The sequence below is a fragment of the Mesorhizobium sp. M1163 genome (genome assembly GCF_040318415.1).
Taxonomy (GTDB): Bacteria; Pseudomonadota; Alphaproteobacteria; order Rhizobiales; family Rhizobiaceae; genus Mesorhizobium.
This window is the reverse complement of the sequence record NZ_JAMYMF010000009.1, coordinates 73,588-91,743: the sequence shown is the minus strand read 5'-3', so window position 1 is coordinate 91,743 and position 18,156 is coordinate 73,588. Positions and strand designations below refer to the sequence as shown.

General features: G+C 60.5%; 14 protein-coding genes and 2 pseudogenes. 9 read left to right on the top strand and 7 right to left on the bottom strand.

Annotated elements, in window-relative coordinates:
* The first annotated feature begins 15 nt into the window (after positions 1-15).
* From NKH43_RS11170 to NKH43_RS11140, 7 genes and pseudogenes are all read left to right on the top strand, one after another.
* Positions 16-942, top strand: a complete 927-nt coding sequence (locus NKH43_RS11170) for a pirin family protein (protein WP_023721576.1) — start codon at positions 16-18, stop codon at positions 940-942.
* 22 nt (positions 943-964) lie between these two features.
* Positions 965-2,046, top strand: a pseudogene (locus tag NKH43_RS11165) (Atu2307/SP_0267 family LLM class monooxygenase).
* Entirely contained in the window at positions 2,030-2,899 is an 870-nt protein-coding gene (locus tag NKH43_RS11160; RefSeq protein ID WP_352620137.1) for an SDR family NAD(P)-dependent oxidoreductase, read from the top strand. The pseudogene NKH43_RS11165 and the gene NKH43_RS11160 overlap by 17 nt, the downstream one beginning before the upstream one ends.
* A gap of 42 nt (positions 2,900-2,941) precedes the next feature.
* On the top strand, positions 2,942-3,400 hold the full coding sequence (locus tag NKH43_RS11155) for a nuclear transport factor 2 family protein (RefSeq protein WP_023721579.1): 459 nt from the start codon (positions 2,942-2,944) through the stop codon (positions 3,398-3,400).
* Positions 3,401-3,465: 65 nt separating this feature from the next.
* A complete protein-coding gene (locus tag NKH43_RS11150) occupies positions 3,466-4,059 on the top strand; it encodes an NADPH-dependent F420 reductase (RefSeq protein ID WP_023721580.1) in 594 nt (197 codons plus the stop codon).
* A 48-nt stretch (positions 4,060-4,107) separates the two neighbouring features.
* Positions 4,108-4,512: an ester cyclase gene (locus NKH43_RS11145; protein WP_352620138.1), complete on the top strand. Its 405-nt coding sequence runs from the start codon at positions 4,108-4,110 to the stop codon at positions 4,510-4,512.
* Positions 4,513-5,266: 754 nt separating this feature from the next.
* On the top strand, positions 5,267-6,292 hold the full coding sequence (locus tag NKH43_RS11140; protein WP_352491425.1) for an ROK family protein: 1,026 nt from the start codon (positions 5,267-5,269) through the stop codon (positions 6,290-6,292).
* Positions 6,293-6,316: 24 nt separating this feature from the next.
* Here the strand turns inward: NKH43_RS11140 and NKH43_RS11135 are convergent, their stop codons facing one another.
* Positions 6,317-7,393 carry an ROK family protein gene (locus NKH43_RS11135; protein ID WP_352755701.1) on the bottom strand — a complete coding sequence of 359 codons (1,077 nt, stop codon included), beginning with the start codon at positions 7,391-7,393 and terminating at the stop codon, positions 6,317-6,319.
* Between the two features lie 52 nt (positions 7,394-7,445).
* Between NKH43_RS11135 and NKH43_RS11130 the strand changes: the two are divergent.
* Positions 7,446-8,364, top strand: a pseudogene (locus NKH43_RS11130) (aminotransferase class III-fold pyridoxal phosphate-dependent enzyme); the annotation flags it as partial.
* Here NKH43_RS11130 and NKH43_RS11125 read toward each other — a convergent pair.
* The 6 genes from NKH43_RS11125 to NKH43_RS11100 all read right to left on the bottom strand — a co-directional run bounded on the left by NKH43_RS11125 (position 8,267) and on the right by NKH43_RS11100 (position 13,841).
* A complete protein-coding gene (locus NKH43_RS11125; protein WP_352620139.1) occupies positions 8,267-8,923 on the bottom strand; it encodes a hypothetical protein in 657 nt (218 codons plus the stop codon). The pseudogene NKH43_RS11130 and the gene NKH43_RS11125 sit on opposite strands and share 98 nt — an antisense overlap.
* Before the next feature lie 234 nt (positions 8,924-9,157).
* Positions 9,158-9,850, bottom strand: a complete 693-nt coding sequence (locus NKH43_RS11120) for a hypothetical protein (RefSeq protein WP_352620140.1) — start codon at positions 9,848-9,850, stop codon at positions 9,158-9,160.
* A gap of 202 nt (positions 9,851-10,052) precedes the next feature.
* Positions 10,053-10,454 (bottom strand): adenosylmethionine decarboxylase, encoded by a 402-nt coding sequence (gene speD, locus NKH43_RS11115; RefSeq protein ID WP_352620154.1) that lies wholly within the window; start codon positions 10,452-10,454, stop codon positions 10,053-10,055.
* An 88-nt stretch (positions 10,455-10,542) separates the two neighbouring features.
* Positions 10,543-12,144, bottom strand: a complete 1,602-nt coding sequence (locus NKH43_RS11110; RefSeq protein ID WP_352803387.1) for a methyltransferase domain-containing protein — start codon at positions 12,142-12,144, stop codon at positions 10,543-10,545.
* A 16-nt stretch (positions 12,145-12,160) separates the two neighbouring features.
* Positions 12,161-13,300 carry an NAD(P)-dependent oxidoreductase gene (locus NKH43_RS11105; RefSeq protein ID WP_352547721.1) on the bottom strand — a complete coding sequence of 380 codons (1,140 nt, stop codon included), beginning with the start codon at positions 13,298-13,300 and terminating at the stop codon, positions 12,161-12,163.
* A 346-nt stretch (positions 13,301-13,646) separates the two neighbouring features.
* The gene (locus NKH43_RS11100) at positions 13,647-13,841 is read right to left on the bottom strand and encodes a hypothetical protein (protein WP_156948200.1); all 195 of its coding nucleotides are present in this window, start codon (positions 13,839-13,841) and stop codon (positions 13,647-13,649) included.
* A gap of 412 nt (positions 13,842-14,253) precedes the next feature.
* Here NKH43_RS11100 and metH point away from each other — a divergent pair, with 412 nt between their 5' ends.
* Positions 14,254-18,063 carry a methionine synthase gene (gene metH / locus NKH43_RS11095; RefSeq protein ID WP_352858115.1) on the top strand — a complete coding sequence of 1,270 codons (3,810 nt, stop codon included), beginning with the start codon at positions 14,254-14,256 and terminating at the stop codon, positions 18,061-18,063.
* Positions 18,064-18,156 lie beyond the last annotated feature (93 nt).

Sequence of the window (18,156 nt, the reverse complement as noted above, 5' to 3'; positions counted from 1 at the left end):
GCACAGGAGGCGGCAATGACCATTTCGAGTGCGACGGTCGACCTAGCGGTGGAAGAGGTTCTGCTTCCACCTGTTCGGGATCTTGGTGATGGCTTCAAGGTTCGTCGCGCGCTGCCGTCTGCGCAGCGCCGGACGGTCGGTCCCTTCATCTTCCTCGACCATTTCGGACCGATCGTGTTCCGCGCCGGGGCCGGCCCGGAGATCCGGCCGCATCCGCATATTGGCCTTTCGACGCTGAGCTATCTACTCGAGGGCGAGATGGTTCATCGCGACAGCGCCGGCAATGTCGAGACAATCCGGCCCGGCGACGTGAACTGGATGACGGCGGGCAGGGGCATCGTCCATTCGGAGCGTTCGCCTGCGAAATTCCAGACGCAGGGCGGGGCGATGTTCGGCCAGCAGATCTGGGTCGCCCTGCCCAAGGCCCTGGAAGAGATGGAGCCGGGTTTCTCCCATCATGCCGAAGACTTCTTGCCTGCGCTCGAAGCGGACGGAGTCTCGCTCACCATCGTTGCGGGCGAAGCTTTCGGAGAACGCTCGCCGGTGCCGGTTTATTCGGACCTGATGTATGTCGATGTCGTGCTCAAGCCCGGCGCGCGCCTGCAGGTCCCAGCCCAGCATATCGAGCGCGCGATGTTTGTCGTCTCGGGCGAGATTGAAGTCGCGGGCCAGACGGGCAGCTTCGGCGAAGCGCAGTTCGTGGTCTTCAAGCCCGGCGCCGAGATCGTGCTGCAAGCGCGCAGCGGCGCCCATCTGATGATGGTGGGCGGAGAACCCTTTCCCGAGCCGCGCCACATCTACTGGAACTTCGTCTCGAGCTCCAAGCACCGGATCGAACAGGCGAAGGACGACTGGCGGCAGGGGCGCTTTCCCGAGATCGCTGGCGAGACCGAGTTCATCCCGCTGCCTCCTGACCCATTGCGCATTGCGCCCCGCGGCTGACAACACATTGCAAGGAGGTGTTATGGAAATCGGTGTCGACAGTTTCGCGGCAATCCTCCCTGATCCGGCGACGGGCAAACTGCCTTCGGCAACCGACCGCATGGCCGATCTCCTCGAGGAGGTCGAGGTTGCCGACGACGTCGGCCTCGACGTGTTCGGCATCGGCGAGCACCACCGTGCCGAATTCCTCGATTCCGCACCCGCGATCATTCTGGCGGCCGCGGCTGCCCGCACCAAGAGTATCCGCCTCACGAGCGCCGTCACGGTCCTGAGCGCCGCCGATCCTGTGCGGGTGTTTCAGGAGTTTGCAACCCTCGACCTGATCGCGAAGGGGCGTGCCGAGATCGTCGTTGGCCGCGGTTCCTTCGGTGAGGCCTATCCATTGTTCGGCTTTCGGATGGAGGACTATGACGATCTTTTTGCGGAGAAACTCGAGCTCTTCCTCAAGCTTCGCGAGAAGACCCACCTCGCGTGGGAGGGGCGCTTCCGCCCGGCACTCACCGGGCAAGGCGTTTTCCTCCGGCCGCATCAGCAGCGCCTGCCGGTGTGGCTCGGCGTCGGAGGTACGCCGCAATCCTTCGCACGCGCCGGAACGCTCGGCCTCCCACTGATGGTCGCGATCATCGGCGGCAGCTTTGAGCGCTTCCGCCCGCTCGTCGATCTCTACCGCGAGAGCGGACTGCGCGCCGGGCACGCGCTTGAGCAACTCACAGTCGGTGCCCATGCGATGGGCTTCGTCGGAGAGACCATCGCAAAAGCCAAGGATGCCTTCTTCCCCGGCTGGGCGCATCTGACAACGACGATTGGCCGCGAACGCGGTTGGTTTGCACCGTCGCGCCAGCAGTCGAGGCGATGTGCGGCCCGGAGGGCGCCTTTCTGATCGGTGATCCGGACACCGTCGCCAGCAAGATGCTCGATGCCGACAGCGCACTCGGCGGCGTATCGAGGATCACCTTCCAAATGAGCACGGCATCCCTCGAAACCGCTGCGATGAAGCGCTCGATCGAGCTGCTCGGAACCGAAGTAGCGCCGATCGTCCGCGCGGCGCGGTCAAAGCACGGGGCACCGACTGAAAAGGAGACCTCAAATGCCGAACTCTTCTGAACACTTGAGACGCTCCGCCGCAGTCACCGGCGCTGGCGGTGGCCTTGGCCGCGACATCGCGCTCGGACTGGCGGCCAAGGGCTATACTGTTTTCGGCACGGCCATGTCCGCCGCAGAGGTCCAGGATCTGAAGGACGCCTCCGGTGGACGCGTCAGCCTGACCGTCTGCGACATGACCAAGGAACAGGCCGTGAAAGCCTGGGCTGACGACGTGTCCGACGCGCTCGGCGATGGCGCCCTCGATCTTCTGATCAACAACGCAGGGATCCTTACCCCCGGCCCGATCGAGATTTTGCCGCTCGACGCCATCCGGCGCGAATTCGACGTCAACGTGTTCGGCGCCCTCTCGGTCATGAATGCGTTCCTGCCCGCATTGAGGAAGGCGCGCGGTCGCATCGTCCAGGTGAGCACCTGGACCGCCAGCGTACCGCTCCCGTTCAATGGGCCATCAGGCGCATCGAAGGCCGCCATGGAGGTATTTGCGGCCGTCTACCGTGCCGAGCTGAAGCGCTTCGGCATCGATGTCGTGGTGGCTGCGGCAGGCAATATGAAGACTGGGGGACCGGCGAAAACGGCTGCCGCTCTAAAGCGGGTCGCGGACGATATGACCTCTGAACAGCGCGAGTTATACGGTCAAACATTCGAAACCTTCGCGAACACGCTCAACGGCATGCAGAGCAGTGGGCTCGAGTCGGCTGCGGCCGCGAAGCGTATCGTCGAACTGGCCGAACAGGTACCTGCACCGAGCCGCGCGCCGTTGGGACAGGACGCCGACGAAATGCTCCGCGCAGCTCGCGAGAAGTCCGACGCTGAACTGGATGGGCTCCGGCTTCAAGTCGCCGGCCTGAGCTAGGGCCTTCCAGCAAATCCACACTTCATAAGAAGGAGATACCCCATGCTTGAGCTCGTAGACGGCAACGACAGCCGTGCCGTTCGCAATAAGGACAACATCCTTGGCTTCTATGATCTGGTGATCAACCAGAAGAAGGCGGAAGAATATGTGCCCAAGTTCATCGCGCCGGGTTACATCCAGCACAATCCCCTGATCGCAGATGGGCCAGTCGCCCTGGCGCAGTTTTTTGGCCAGATCAACAAGGAACGCGCTCTGGCGCGCGTCGTGGTCCACAAAATCATCGCCCTCGACGACTACGTCTGGGCCCATGTGAATTTTCTGAATCTTTTCAACGACGACCCGAATGACACCGGGATCGCCGGCGTCGACATCTACAAAATGGATGCCAACGGCAAAGCGATCGAGCATTGGGACACCTTGCAGGTGGTCGGCGATCCGCAGAACTCGGCCCCGTTGATCGCGCCAAACATTCCTCGCGCCAATGCAAATGGAATGTTCTGAAAGGGAAACGGTTACGCAAAGCCGCCTCCGACCGCGAAAGCTGACGAATCAGGAAGGGCGAAAAGATGAACTACGCCATCGTTGGATCGGGAGCGATCGGCACCGCGCTCGCTCGGCGTTTCGTTGCCAACGGAATCGACATCGCCATCGCCAACTCGAAGGGCCTAAAGAGCTTGGCTGGTTTGGTTAGTGAACTTGGGCCCATCGTAAAGCCTGTGACTGCCTCCGAAGCTCTCCGGGCCGACGTCGTCATTTTGGCTATCCCTTTCGACGCAGTACAGGATGCAGTGAAGGATGTTGAATGGGACAGCCGCATCGTGGTCGACGCCACGAACGCGATCGACTTCCCGGCGTTCTCGCCGCGCGACCTCAAGGGTCGTTTGTCGACGGAGATCGTTGCTGACGCCGTCCCGGGTGCGCGTGTGGTCAAGGCCTTCAACACGCTTCCGGCCGCAATCCTCGGGGCCGACCCGGCGGTGCTCGGCGGCCGTCGTGTGCTGTTCGTCTCGGGTGACGATCCATCGGCTCGGCTCGCTGTCGTGGACCTTGTCGAGCGCCTCGGCTTCGCCGCCGTCGATCTGGGCGGTATCGCTGAAGGCGGCCGTGCGCAGCAGTTCGGCGGTGGTGTTTCCGGCCAGGAATTCGTTCAACTCGGATGACCAGCACGCGCCACGATGGCAGCGAAAGGTTGAATTGGAGAAGGCGGTATGTCCTCAAACTTAGAAGGGAACAAAGCACTGGTGCGGCGATTCTTCGCCGCCATCGAAAGCGGGAATTTCAGCGTCTTCGACGAGATCGTTACGCAGGATTATGACGACCATCTGGCTGGGCAAGGTCGGGGGCGCGAGGCGCTCAAGCAGTACTTCGCGGGGCTTCACTCAGCGTTTGCTGATCTGAAGCTACCGATTTCGGCGATCGTCGCCGAAGGCGACCAGGTTGCTGTCCTGAATGCCGTCCGCGGGACGCACAAAGGCGATTTCGCCGGTGTCAAGGCCACTGGCAGAGAGATCAATACAATGGCGTTTCGGCTCTACCGAATTGAAAATGGGCATCTCGCCGAGCATTGGGAAGTTGCGGACTTCTCGACGCTTATGCAGCAACTTCAAGGATGATCGCGGATGTCAATGGTTCGCACGGGCGTACCTGCTAGCGAGACTGTTTGATATGATGGCCGAGGCGTTTCAGGCGGTGTTGGCAGTTCTCGTGTTGCTCGCGGTGCGGACGGCAAGCTACGAAGCGAACAGAGCGAGCCGCGATTGTCCTTCGAGCTTCGCCATCTTCGTTAACAGGTCGCGGCTGCCGAGTATTGGGACTTCCGCAAGGCGGCGTTGGCGTACATGGCTACAAGCATCGGATGGCGGCCTCATTCGCTTTCGCTGATTTGAACTTTGCAGATCTCGGCCATCGTGGCCGCAGACGACCAAGTGGCAGCCTTAAACGCCTTCTCCGGCAGGCACGGAGGCGATTTCGTTGGAATATGTCCACAAACAGAAGAATCGACGCGATGGCATCTCAGCTTTGCCGTATCCAGAATGGCCACCTTGCGGAGCATTGTGAAGTCGCGGACCTTGCCAGTTGTAGGGTGAAGCACGGTGAGGGCACTCCCTCCACATCATCGGTCAGGAGGCCTAAGCTTGGCTGGGAAATTTTTGAGACAAACGAATTGCGCAGAGGCGCCGGATGTGAGGCGAAATTTTGAATGAGAATGCGCTGAGATCGTTGCTGGGCAACGCAACGTCAGCTTTCGTCACCAGCCAAATCGTGAGGGCGCTATGTGAGCGCGGGCCACTGTCGGCCGCACAGGTTGCCCGGCTCACCGGACTTGCTCGCTCTACCGTGTCAACCGCGGTGGGGGAGCTGAAGCTCTTGGAAATTGTCATTGAGGGACCTGCGACCAATAGCACCCCTAGGGCAATCGGCCGACCGGCGACCCCGCTAACGCTCAATCCGCGTGCCGGCACGTGCGTGGGCGTTCACCTCAACCAGCAGGACATCCGCCTGGCGATCGCCGATGTCTCACATTCAGTAATTTTGGAGAAAAGTATCGAAGTTGAACCGGGCTATTCGCCCCAATGCGCGGCGGCCGTCGTGAGGGACATCGTGACCGTGGCTTACGGGGTTTGCGGGCTGGACATCTCGGCCCTGCTCGGCGTCGGCGTCTCGGTCTGCGGGCCGGTCAGCCCTGGGGGCATGGTGCAGCGCGCCAACGGCATGCCAACCTGGGCGGGAGTGAACATTTCGCAGATTTTCGGCGCCGTGTTGGAGAAGCCGGTCTTCGCGGACAACGAGAGCAACTGCTCGGCGCTGGCCGAAATGATGTGGGGTGCAGCCGCCGGTTATGAAGACTTCGTCCTGTTGAAACTCGATCTCGGTGTGGGCGGCGCGATCGTTCGCAACGGCAAAGTTATCACTGGGGTCGCCGGAGGGGGCGGCGAATTCGGTCACATGAGCATCGAGCCTAATGGCGGATTGTGCCGCTGCGGCAACCGTGGATGCCTCGAAGTTCAGATTGGCGTCGATCGCTCCCTGCAAGAGATGTCGAGGCTTTATGGGCGCATCATCACTATTTACGACGTGTCGGCGATGGCGTCCCAGGGTGATGTGGGCGCGCGTCGAATGATCGAGGACATGGCGGAACAGGCCGGCCGAGGGCTCGCCCTTATCGGCACGATCATCAATCCGCCGCTCGTCATCGTCAGCGGGCGTATGACGCGAGCAGGCGACATGCTGCTCAAGCCTCTCGTTGCGGTCTACGAAAAGCACACGCTGATGAAGGCACGCGATGTGCCTTCCCCGATGCGCACCCGCGTCATGATCGGAAAGCTGGCGGAGAATGATGCGGTGCTCGGTGCCGTCGGCTTGGCGCTTCGTGGGCTAGCTGCCTTACCTTGATCATGAGAGGGTCCTCAGGCTCGCTCATCTCGCGTTGGCTTTTCGTTCAAATCCGGCCGTGCTCTCAAAGTCGAAAAACTGCTGGATGGCCAGGGCTGCTGCCCCGCGTGACCACACATTGTTGTCCCAGTCGATTTCGACCGCTGGCGGTTTCTCAAACGAGGATTCTCTGACAGTGTTCACGAGGGGGTCGACGAGCGCAGGGCCGAAGCGGACCGCCTCGCCTCCAACGATGACAACTTCCGGATCGACCAGATCGATCATTGCGGTTACCCGACGCCCGATGTCACAACCGACTTCGCGCAGATACTCTAATGCGAGCCGGTCGCACTTCGCTGCGGCCTGCTGAAGGTCGACAGGGGTCTTGGGGGAGCGCTTGCGGATCTCCTGCCAAGCGCGGACTATCGCCGGTTCCGACAAGCGTCGATCCCAGCTCAGCCGCTCCTCGGTGGCGATCGAGCCGGCGTCTTCCTTGACCGGGAATCCGATCTCGCCAGCAGCGAAACGCGCACGGCGATGGATCTGACCGTTGAAGATAAACGCCGCCCCGACGCCGGTTCCAATGATCAGCACCAGCACTGAGTTGCGCCGACGCCCGTGGCCGAACAGCTGCTGAGCTATTGCGAATGCATTGACGTCGTTGTCGACCCAGACCGGCACACTGATGCGTGATGCAATAAGTGCCGCTATCGGCACGTCCCTCCAGTCGAAGCGCTGCGATACCAGGCAAATCCCTCTGTTCACGTCGATCAGCCCGGGCATCGCCATGCCAACACCGACAAGTTTCTGACGACCTTCGCGCCTATTCCGCAGGAGTGTGGAGACGCCCTTCTGGACCGCTGCAGCGACCGTGGCCGGCTCATGGTCAGCGAGCGGCAACTCGCAAGTGCCGATCGGTTGGGTGGAGAGGTCGGTGAGCGTACCCTCTAGCCGGTGCTGCGATAGCTTGAAGCCGATGGACCAATGCCTTGCGTAATTGATACTGAGCGGTATCGGGCGACGGCCGCCACTGCTTTGCGCGCTCTTGCCTTCAACAACGATGCCTTCCTCGATCAACTCGCCCGCAACGCCAGACACTGCGGCTGGGCTGAGGCCCGTCATCGCCGCTACTTCCATGCGGCTGAGCTCGCCCTCCCGCCGTAAACAATTGAGGATGAAGGCCTCGCTCAACGGCCGCCCGCGCGACAGGGATTGGATGGATGGCGCCGACGAGCTGGTGATCAAGCTGTCCTCGCCCGATCCTTTCCGCCGGCCGCAAGGCATGAGCCTTGCCGCCTTCACCGATTTCCTGGTCGAGCAGTTCCGCGACACGGTGGCCCGGGTCGGCGCCGACAGAATCGGCGCTTTCGTTGGTGAGCCCGTGCAGGCCTCGGGCGGTGTCATCGTGCCGCCCGACGGCTATCTCAAGCGCATCCGCGAGATCTGCCGCGACAACGACATCCTCTATGTCTCCGACGAGGTGGTGACGGGCTTCGGCCGGCTTGGCCATGTCTTCGCCTCGGGCGAGGTCTTCGGCATCGATCCCGATATGATCACTTTCGCCAAGGGCGTCACCTCGGGCTATTTTCCCGCTCGGCGGCGTCATCATCTCGGAACGGCTGCTGGAACAACTGCGCCGCTCGAACCATCCCGATGCGATGTTCGGTCATGGGCTGACCTACACCAGCCACCCCGTCGGCTGTGCGGTGGCGCTGAAAAACCTCGATTTGCTGGAAGAAAGCGTGCTTGCGCATACGCAGGCGGTCGCCCCCTATTTCCAGGCGCAGCTGAAGACGCTGGAAGAGTTGCCGCTGGTCGGCGAGGTGAGGGGCTTGGGACTGATGGGCTGTGTCGAATGCGTCGCCGACCGCGAAAGCAAGGACCCGCTGCAGCTCGACAAGGATGTCGGAAAACGTATCGATGCCCATTGCTATGAGCTCGGCCTCCTGGTGCGGCCGCTGATCAACATGTGCGTGATGTCGCCGCCACTGATCATCAGCCGAGAGCAGATCGACGACACGGTGGCGATCCTGCGCGAAGGCATTTCACGGACGATGGATGATCTACGCAAAGAGGGTGCTTGGCAGGGGTGAGGTGAGCTGTACAGGCGGCATCGAAGGCCGGCATGCCATAGCCCGGGCTTGCCCGCTCGATGACATCGAAACCGCCGAGACCCCAGGCATAGCCCAGCCAGCCCTGGTAGAGGGCACCTAGCTTGGTTCGGCGCGAAGAATCGTAGGTGAGCGCGATCGACGGCTCGATGCCATGGAAGTCCGAAAGGTCGATGCCAATGGCATAGCCCAGATTGCCGTTGCCAGAGTTCTTCGGCAGATCCACCTTCGGCGTGCCGATCGCCTCCGGATCGCCGCTTTCGGAGGTCGTCGTCGTCGCCAACGTCGTCGCGGCAGGCTCCTCGGGCGCGGCCTCGCTGTCGGTCGACTGATCTGTCGTTCCTACCTCGGCCGCCGCGTCGGGAGCCTCGGCCGCGGGCGCGGCATCTCCCGTGGCATTTGCCGCCGGCGTTGCACCAGCATCATCCGTACCGGAGGCTGTTCCCGAACCCAGCGCTGCCCCGCCATTACCAAAGCCGCCGTCCGATGGTGCGCCAACATCTGGCGAAGTCCCTTGCGCCTCCTGCGCAAAGGCCGCCATCCCTGCAGAGCTTCTAATATAAGAAACAAAAGATGTATCCGCGCCGAAGACGCCTGCGGCAAGCATTGCCGCACCAACAAGCAACTTGTTCATGATTCCCCCGAGCCCAAGTTGCTTATTTCTACTCAACATCCACCAAACGGGTACGACGCCAAGTCGTCACAGAGGCAATATCCACAGGGAAATTTTCGAAAGGCACCAGTGGCACCCGTCAATCGTCTTCTGCTCAGCGAGTTAGGCAGCGTGAACAAAACTTTGCGATTGCCGCCTGCGAATCGCTGCGCTGCTCGGACTTCCCCTCCATCGTCGTATTTCAGGCGCGGCAGCAGCTGCCACCCTGCCGGCTAGAGCGCCGCTTACCGTGAAAGCCCCTGTTCGAGCTTTCCGAAGCGCACCAGATCGTTCAGCGCGGAACGGATTTGCGGCCAGGGGAATTCGGAGCATTCCTCCCAGCCTCGCCCTTACGCAATACAGCGTCGAGCTTGCCCGCCACACCAGCAAGAGTGGTGGCGGGGGGCGTTGAGAACGCTTCCAGCAGATAGTCAGCCCGCTCACCTGTGGCGCCTTGTCACCACGGGCGAGACGGGCGCGCCGGTGCTCACGCGACACCGCAACGCTGGCGGGATGGATGGCATAGGCCTCGATGTCGCGCGCCCACAGCCAACGCGCCAGCCAAAAGCCGACGCCGGCCGCCTCACAGGTGACGGCGATGCGCTTGATCGTGTGCCCGGCTTCGTCGCGCCAGCGCTGCAGCAGCTTCAACAGTGATGGTGCGGCAGCATCGATCTTCTTGAGGGGCTGGCGCTTGAGACCCGGTACGAGCGCGGCGACGAGCCACTTCGCCTTGCTCATTTCGATGACGGCGATGACCGTGTTATCCTGTTCAAGAGCGGTAAGGGACCGGCTCGCGTCAAAAGACTGCGACATGGGGTGCCTCCTTCTGATGGTGGATCCAACAGCGCCTAAGGTGCCCCACTCTCGCCGCTCGCCCCATAGCGTCTACTCCCCACTTTTACGGTGATCGAGCAGCTCTGGTCTTTCTTCGCCTTGGCGGCCGCCGGGATGCAGTGCCCGAAATCACGGGCGCCTGACGCACGAGATCGACGACGCGCGATTGATGAATCGAAAATTAGCGCTCAAGCCCCTTGAGCCAACGTTCGGAGTCGATCCGATCCGGTTGAGAGTATTGGTCGGCATTGTCGGCTCTGCCGCGGGCAAGCAAATACTCGACGACACGGATCGGCTTGAACTCTTCCTTCAGAACGGCGATAGCCTCTTTGGGGCGGGCCCGGCCACACATAACCACATCTAATGCCGCATAGCTGTGCTCTGGCCAAGTATGGATACTGATGTGAGATTCCGCCAATACCAGTACGCCTGAGACACCCTCGGGTGAAAACCGATGGAAGTTTGAAAAAAGTATAGTGGCTCCAGCGGACTGTGCGCTTTTCGTAATGGCTGTTTCGATAAAAGCGGGATTGCCAAACCTGTGCCGGCGAACAGATCGACAATATAATGGGCGCCAGCGCAGATCACGCCGTTAACTGAAACAAAGCTACCTGCACCGCCTTCGCGATTGTGCGACATGCTAAAAGCTCCAAAATATCGAAGGAGATCGCTCAGCTATTTTTCTGGCCGACCCAAACGAAAATGGCGTCGTAAAGTGGGTCCCGCTGTATCTCGATACGACGGCATTCCAGCGGGGTGAGCCCCGCATTCTTCATCGCGCTGGCTATCAGTTCGATGCTCAAATACGAATTGTCGTGCCCATCCTTCTGCGCAAATGACTGCCGCCTTGCCCAATCCGCTCCGATAGTTCGGCCCGTGGGTGCAAGGTGATCAGCGATGTGCTGGAAGCAATCGTCGTACGCGTCAGCTGTCCCCGAAATCGCTAGATTACCGAAGGCAGTGATCAAGTCGTATCGGTGGCTGTCCATCCAACTTGGCCACCGCTTCAGGCAGTCGAAAATCAAGAACTCGGCAAAGCGCTCGCGAAGCTGGTTGACCGAGTGATTGGATATTTTGAAATGATCGGCTACCCAACCGTAACACTCAGGAAGCGGTTGATTGCTCCGTACGAAGTTCGCTAGCACGCTAAGGGCTTCAGGCGCGATGTCGCAGCAAGAGAGGCGATTGACTCCCTTGGTTGGGAGATACCAGAACAGCGTCGAAGTTCCAGATCCCAGATCGAGAGCATTTCCCATAACGCCCCATTCCGCCATCGCCTTCAAAATATCCTCGGCCCCTTGGCCCTTGATGAAGGGGCCGGAGAAATACTCCGTCAGATAGGTCTCAAAATAAGCTCGGACGGACGGACGCATTGGAACCAACTGCAGGTCTTTCGTTCGAAAGGCATCACGGTCGTTCTGGAACCCTCGGCCGAGTTCCCACATAACCCCGGACGGGGGGAGCTGATCGTCCCGAATGTCGGTAGTTGCGCTGAGAAGAAAAATCATTCGGGCGTCGTTCGGCTGGTACCAGTTGCGTCCGTAGTCGCCGAACACCTTTTCAACCTTCAATCCAGCATCGACGCAGAGCGCCGTGAACTCGTCGACGCAGTAAGGCCTAAGTCGAATGGTCGTCTCGGTCTCGTCGATGGCCGTCTCAGTGTCACGAATGTGTCTGAACGACACGTCGACTGTGCCGTCACAATTGTGTTGCTGCATACGATGACGAGACAACGTGAGCCTGGCGGCTAGCGGGCGCGTCCACTCAAAGCGCCAACTGCCATCAGGGGCAGTAGGATCGAAATAGTCTGGCTGGAGGTAGGCCTGTTCTGGCCTGACCTTTGCGAAAGACGATAGGTCGATCATCAATGTCCCATCGTCCGAGAGGTGCCGTCGCAGCGCTTTGAGCGACTGCCGCGCCTGGGACAAGTCTACCAACAGCTGAAATGCCTCTCGGGGCACGAGGATAAGGTCGAACCGCTCTTCGAGGTCCAACGTCCGGAGATCCCCAACGAGTGCTGACACATTGTTGAAGCCGAGTTTTTCAGCCTTTTCTGTCAGCCGTTCGACCATAGCCGGTTCGTTGTCGACAGCGACTATCGAACATCCGCTTCGAGCCAAATTAAGCGCGTTACGCCCGACCCCACACGGAATCTCAAGGACCGAGCGCGTAGAACCACCAACAAGACTGGCGAGAAAAGCATGGTCTACAGTGTCCGTATATTCGACATCGTAGTACGCGGCCCGTTCTTTATATGATATCTTATGCCGCATCGCCATGGCCGCCCCCTCACGCGGATTTCTTGGCCAATGCCTCGATCAAGGCAAAGTCGCTAATCACGTGCGGATGGATGATCTCACCGTTTTCAACAAATTTGCCCTTTTGGGAAACCGAGTCCTGGAAATCCTTAAGGAAAATCGATTTGCCGAGACTAATAAGATAACGCGTATGGTTTGTGGTTGCCCCGATCGACGCCGTCTGATGCACGTGAGCTGGCATTACGGGATCCTTGTAGTGCCAAACGCCATGCACCTTATATGGTGCCGCGCCCATCCAGGTGAATGTATGGGCCGTCGGGATGTATCCTGCTCCATAGCCGCAAGTGACGTCGATGATCATCGAGCCTTCCTTCATCTTCTTGACGAGTTCGTCTGTGAGCATCGCTGGTGTATCGTAGGTCGAAATCAAAGTCGCTCCGATCACCAGGTCGGCGTCGGGTATCTCTCGCTCCAGGGCTTCTTGCGAGACAATCAGGCATTTGACGTTCGAGGGAACGGTCGCCTCAAATCGGCGGAGGCTTTCCTCGCGGTAGCCAAAGACAACAACTTCGTTTCCGAGACCTGCGGCTGTTCGAGCAGCTGCTGCGCCGACATTTCCATGCCCGATGACGACGACTTTCGGCGGCTTCATCCCCGGTAGGGAAGCCAGCATTATGCCGAGCCCTCCCTGCGTCGATAGCAGGTGATGGGCCCCAAAGAGCACAGCCAATTTCCCGCTGATCTCGCTATCGGGCGTCATGAGCGGAAACGAACCATCTGCGGCCTGAAAGTACTCATAGCTATAGGCTGTCACCCCATGCTCGCGCAGGTGGTGCGTTAGCTCGTAGTTTTCGCCTGGGTAAAAGTATGCGCCAATATGCAGCGGGCGGCACAGGTACCGCCGTTCGGCGACGCTCGGAAACTTATATTTCAAGAGGAATGGAGAAACTGTCCAAGCCTCGTCTGTTGAAACGATTTCGCCCCCTGCCGCCTTGTAGTCCCCATCAAACGCTCCCGAGGCGGCTCCGGCATCATGCTCAACGTAAACCTTAAAACCGGCCTCGACAAACTGTCGAACACCTTGCGGAAGCATGATAACCCGCTTCTCGTTGTCGCGGGTTTCTTTCAGGATAGAGACCGAGGGTTTATCCGTCATATTGGTACTCTTCATTTCGAGATTTTGTAGAAGTGTCGCGCTAGGCCCCTGACCTGCGTCCTGGTTAGATTCGAGCTGTTTCGTCGCGTTTTAGGAATAGCGTCAGCCGCACCAGCAGACTGAGAATTCCCACCTAACGCTGCGAAAGCGTTAGCGGACGATGCAGGGCTTTCATTCGGCAGGAGCCTGCAGCAGCGCTTCGTCTGATCTTCTCAACCTTCCGCATTCTCTTCCTCCCGAGCCCGCTCATAACGCTCAGCATTTCCTGACCGATCTCCGTCGCCTCGACGCTTGCGGTATGGGAAGCTCTGACCCGAGCTCTCGCCTGATATTCCCGCCCGCGGTCCCTTCACGTCCAACCTCAGACGGCGAGACAATGCCGACTATTGTGTTTCGCCCGATCGTCAATGAATTGCTTCAACTCGGCTCGCCACATAATCAGTCCCCGTGGCTCGGCATGGTACGCCTGCAGATCTTCAGCCATCTTCAGTTGCTCCGAGCAATTCAGGCGAATTGCCATCGTCATCTCCCTTGGTTTGCGGGCAATTGCCGTCACGATGGCTTCCCAAAGTTGATGTGCAAGTGACGTGCCATCCTGATGATGTAGCTCCGCGCTGATACTCAAGTTGGGCCGGCCGCCTTCTCCCCGCGCGCGTCTTCTTTTGTTGCTTTGAGGGCTTCGCACGAAATGCAAAACGTTCGACTATAATGCGTCCGTTCGATAGTGGACAGTTTGGGCCAAAGGCCACAATATTGTTTGCATCGGTCGAGACACATGGGAGCGGCGCCGGCTTGAGCGCTGCCGCCCAAGCCGCTTCGAGAGCATGCCGCTCATCCATCTCATCTGCTTTTGGACCGATTTTGACACAAAACTTTCTCTCCGGTGCGCGACACCCAGGCTGGAGCGCGTATGTTGACATAAAGATGTCTTTATGTGAATGGACACTACTGTCGTCTTGAGGATGAAAATGTCGCAGAATTCTGCATCGCTGGACGCATTGTTCGGCTCCGTCGCGGCAAAGCCCGACGAGTCGGAAGTGCTTGCGGCGCTGACGGCAGCGGCGCGTGAGCGCATCCTCATCCTCGACGGCGCCATGGGCACGCAGATCCAGGGGCTGGGTTTCGATGAAGATCATTTCCGTGGTGAGGCCTTCGCCGGCTGCGCCTGCCATCAGCAAGGCAACAACGATCTTCTGATCCTGACGCAGCCGAAGGCAATCGAGGAGATCCACTATCAATACGCCATCGCAGGCGCGGATATCCTCGAAACCAACACCTTCTCCTCGACGTCGATCACCCAGGCCGATTACGGCATGGAGGATGCCGTCTATGCGCTGAATCGCGATGGCGCGCGGCTGGTGCGGCGCGCCGCTGTTCGTGCCGAGCAGCAGGATGGCAAGCGCCGTTTCGTCGCCGGCGCGCTGGGGCCGACCAACCGCACCGCCTCGATGTCGCCCGACGTCAACAATCCCGGCTATCGCGCCGTGACCTTCGACGAATTGCGCCTCGCCTATGGCGAGCAGCTGCGCGGCCTGATCGATGGCGGCGTCGACATCATCCTGATCGAGACGATCTTCGACACGCTGAACGCCAAGGCGGCAATCTTCGCAGCAGAAGAGGTCTTCAATGAGAAGGGCGTGCGCCTGCCGGTGATGATTTCCGGCACCATCACCGATCTGTCCGGCCGCACGCTGTCCGGCCAGACGCCGACCGCCTTCTGGCATTCGGTGCGCCATGCCAGCCCCTTCACCATCGGCCTCAACTGCGCGCTCGGCGCCAATGCCATGCGCGAGCATCTGGCCGAGATATCAGGCGTCGCCAACACTTTTGTCTGCGCCTATCCAAATGCCGGCCTGCCCAATGAATTCGGCCGTTATGACGAGAGCCCGGAATTCATGGCCGCGCAGATCGAGGATTTCGCCCGCGAGGGGCTGGTCAATATCGTTGGCGGCTGCTGCGGTTCGACGCCTGAGCACATCCGCGCCATCGCAGAGGCGGTGCGGAAATATCCGCCGCGCACCATTCCCGACATCGTGCGCAAGATGCGCCTGTCCGGGTTGGAACCGTTCACGCTGACGGATGAGATTCCCTTCGTCAATGTCGGCGAGCGCACCAATGTCACCGGCTCAGCCAAGTTCCGCAAGCTGATCACGGCGGGCGACTATGTCGCCGCGCTCGACGTGGCGCGCGACCAAGTCGCCAATGGCGCGCAGATCATCGACATCAACATGGACGAGGGACTGATCGATTCGAAGAGGGCGATGGTGGAGTACCTCAACCTGATCGCCGCCGAGCCGGACATCGCCCGTGTTCCTGTCATGGTCGACAGTTCCAAATGGGAGATCATCGAAGCCGGCCTGAAATGCGTGCAGGGCAAGCCGCTGGTCAACTCCATCTCTATGAAGGAAGGCGAGGCGGCATTCCTGCATCATGCCAGACTCGTGCGCGCCTATGGCGCGGCGGTGGTCGTCATGGCCTTCGACGAGGACGGCCAGGCCGACACCAAAGCGCGCAAGGTCGAAATCTGCACCCGCGCCTACAAGCTTTTGACCGAACAGGCCGGCTTCCCGCCCGAGGATATCGTCTTCGACCCCAATGTCTTCGCCATTGCCACCGGCATCGAGGAGCACGACAATTACGGCGTCGACTTCATCGAGGCGACGGGAGAGATCACCGGGACGCTGCCGCATGTCCATATCTCAGGCGGCGTGTCGAACCTGTCCTTCTCGTTCAGGGGCAACGAGCCGGTGCGCGAGGCCATGCATGCGGTGTTGCTTTACCATGCTATCCAGGCGGGCATGGACATGGGCATCGTCAACGCCGGACAGCTTGCCGTCTACGAATCCATCGATCCCGACCTGCGCGAAGCCTGCGAGGATGTCGTCAACAACCGTCAACCGAAAGGCGGCGGCACCGCCACCGAACGCATGCTGGAGATCGCCGAACGCTTCAAGGGCACGGCGGGCCAGGAAGCCAAGGAGCGCGACCTCGCCTGGCGCGAATTGCCAGTTGCGCAGCGGATCAGCCATGCGCTGGTCAACGGCATCACCGAATTCATCGATGCCGACACCGAGGAAGCGCGGCTGGCCGCCGAGCGCCCGCTGCATGTCATCGAAGGCCCGCTGATGGCCGGCATGAACGTCGTCGGCGACTTGTTCGGCGCCGGCAAGATGTTCCTACCGCAAGTGGTGAAATCGGCGCGGGTGATGAAACAGGCGGTGGCCGGCTTGCTGCCGCATATGGAGGCCGAGAAGCTGGCCAATACCGCCAATGGCATCGACAATGGCGAACGCCAGACGGCGGGCAAGATCCTGATGGCGACGGTGAAGGGCGATGTCCACGACATCGGCAAGAACATCGTCGGCGTCGTGCTGGCCTGCAACAATTACGAGATCATCGATCTCGGCGTCATGGTGCCGGCGGCAAAAATCCTGCAGAGGGCGCGAGAGCAAAATGTCGACATCATCGGCCTGTCCGGCCTGATCACGCCCTCGCTCGACGAGATGGCGCACATGGCCGCCGAGATGGAGCGCGAAGGCTTTGACATTCCGCTTTTGATCGGCGGCGCGACGACCAGCCGCGTGCACACGGCGGTCAAGATCCACCCGCGCTATGCGAAAGGCCAGACCGTCTACGTCACCGACGCCAGCCGGGCGGTCGGCGTGGTGTCGTCCTTGCTGTCGAATGACAGCAAGGCGAAGTATGTCGACACGTTGCGCGCCGAATACAAGAAAGTCGCCGACGCGCATGCCCGGTCCGAAGCCGACAAGCAGCGGCTGCCGCTGGCCAAGGCGAGGGCCAATGCGCATCGGATCGATTGGTCTGAATATGAGCCGCCGAAGCCGTCCTTCACAGGTGTGAAGGTCTTCGAGAACTGGGATCTCACGGAACTCGCGCGCTACATCGACTGGACGCCGTTCTTCCAGACCTGGGAGCTGAAAGGGCGCTATCCCAAGATCCTCGAAGACGAAGCGCAAGGACCCGCCGCGCGCCAGCTGTTCGAGGATGCGCAGGCGATGCTGAAGCAGATCATCGCCGAAAAATGGTTTGCGCCACGCGGCGTCATCGGCTTCTGGCCGGCCAATGCCACCGGCGACGATATCAGGCTGTTCACGGATGAGGGGCGATCGCAGGAGCTGGCGACCTTCTTCACGCTGCGCCAACAACTGACCAAGCGCGACGGCAAGGCCAATGTCGCATTGTCGGATTTCGTCGCGCCGGTGGACAGCGGCAAGCCCGACTACATCGGCGGCTTCATCGTCACGGCCGGCATCGAGGAGGTGGCGATCGCCGAACGATTTGAGAGGGCCAATGACGACTATTCGTCGATCATGGTCAAGGCGCTGGCCGACCGCGTCGCTGAGGCCTTCGCCGAGCGCATGCACGAGAAGGTGCGCAAGGAGTTCTGGGGCTATGCGGTCGACGAAAAGCTGGCGCCGGACGAGCTGATCGGCGAGCCCTATCGCGGCATCCGCCCGGCGCCCGGTTATCCCGCCCAGCCCGACCACACCGAGAAGGCCACACTGTTCCGGCTGCTCGACAGCGAGCGCAATGCCGGGGTGAGCCTGACCGAAAGCTATGCGATGTGGCCCGGCTCGTCTGTGTCGGGGATCTATCTGTCGCATACCGAAAGCTATTATTTCGGCGTCGCCAAGGTCGAACGCGACCAGGTTGAGGACTATGCACGCCGCAAGGACATGCCGCTCGCGGAAGTGGAGCGCTGGCTCGGACCCATTCTCAACTATGTGCCAGCGCACTATGCCGAGGCTGCGGAGTAGTGGCGGCAAGCTCTGCCGTCTTACGCTCCGAGCCGCAACTGCCGTTTCTGTATCATGGAAATGAGGTCCCGGATAAACGCTCAGGTCATAGGA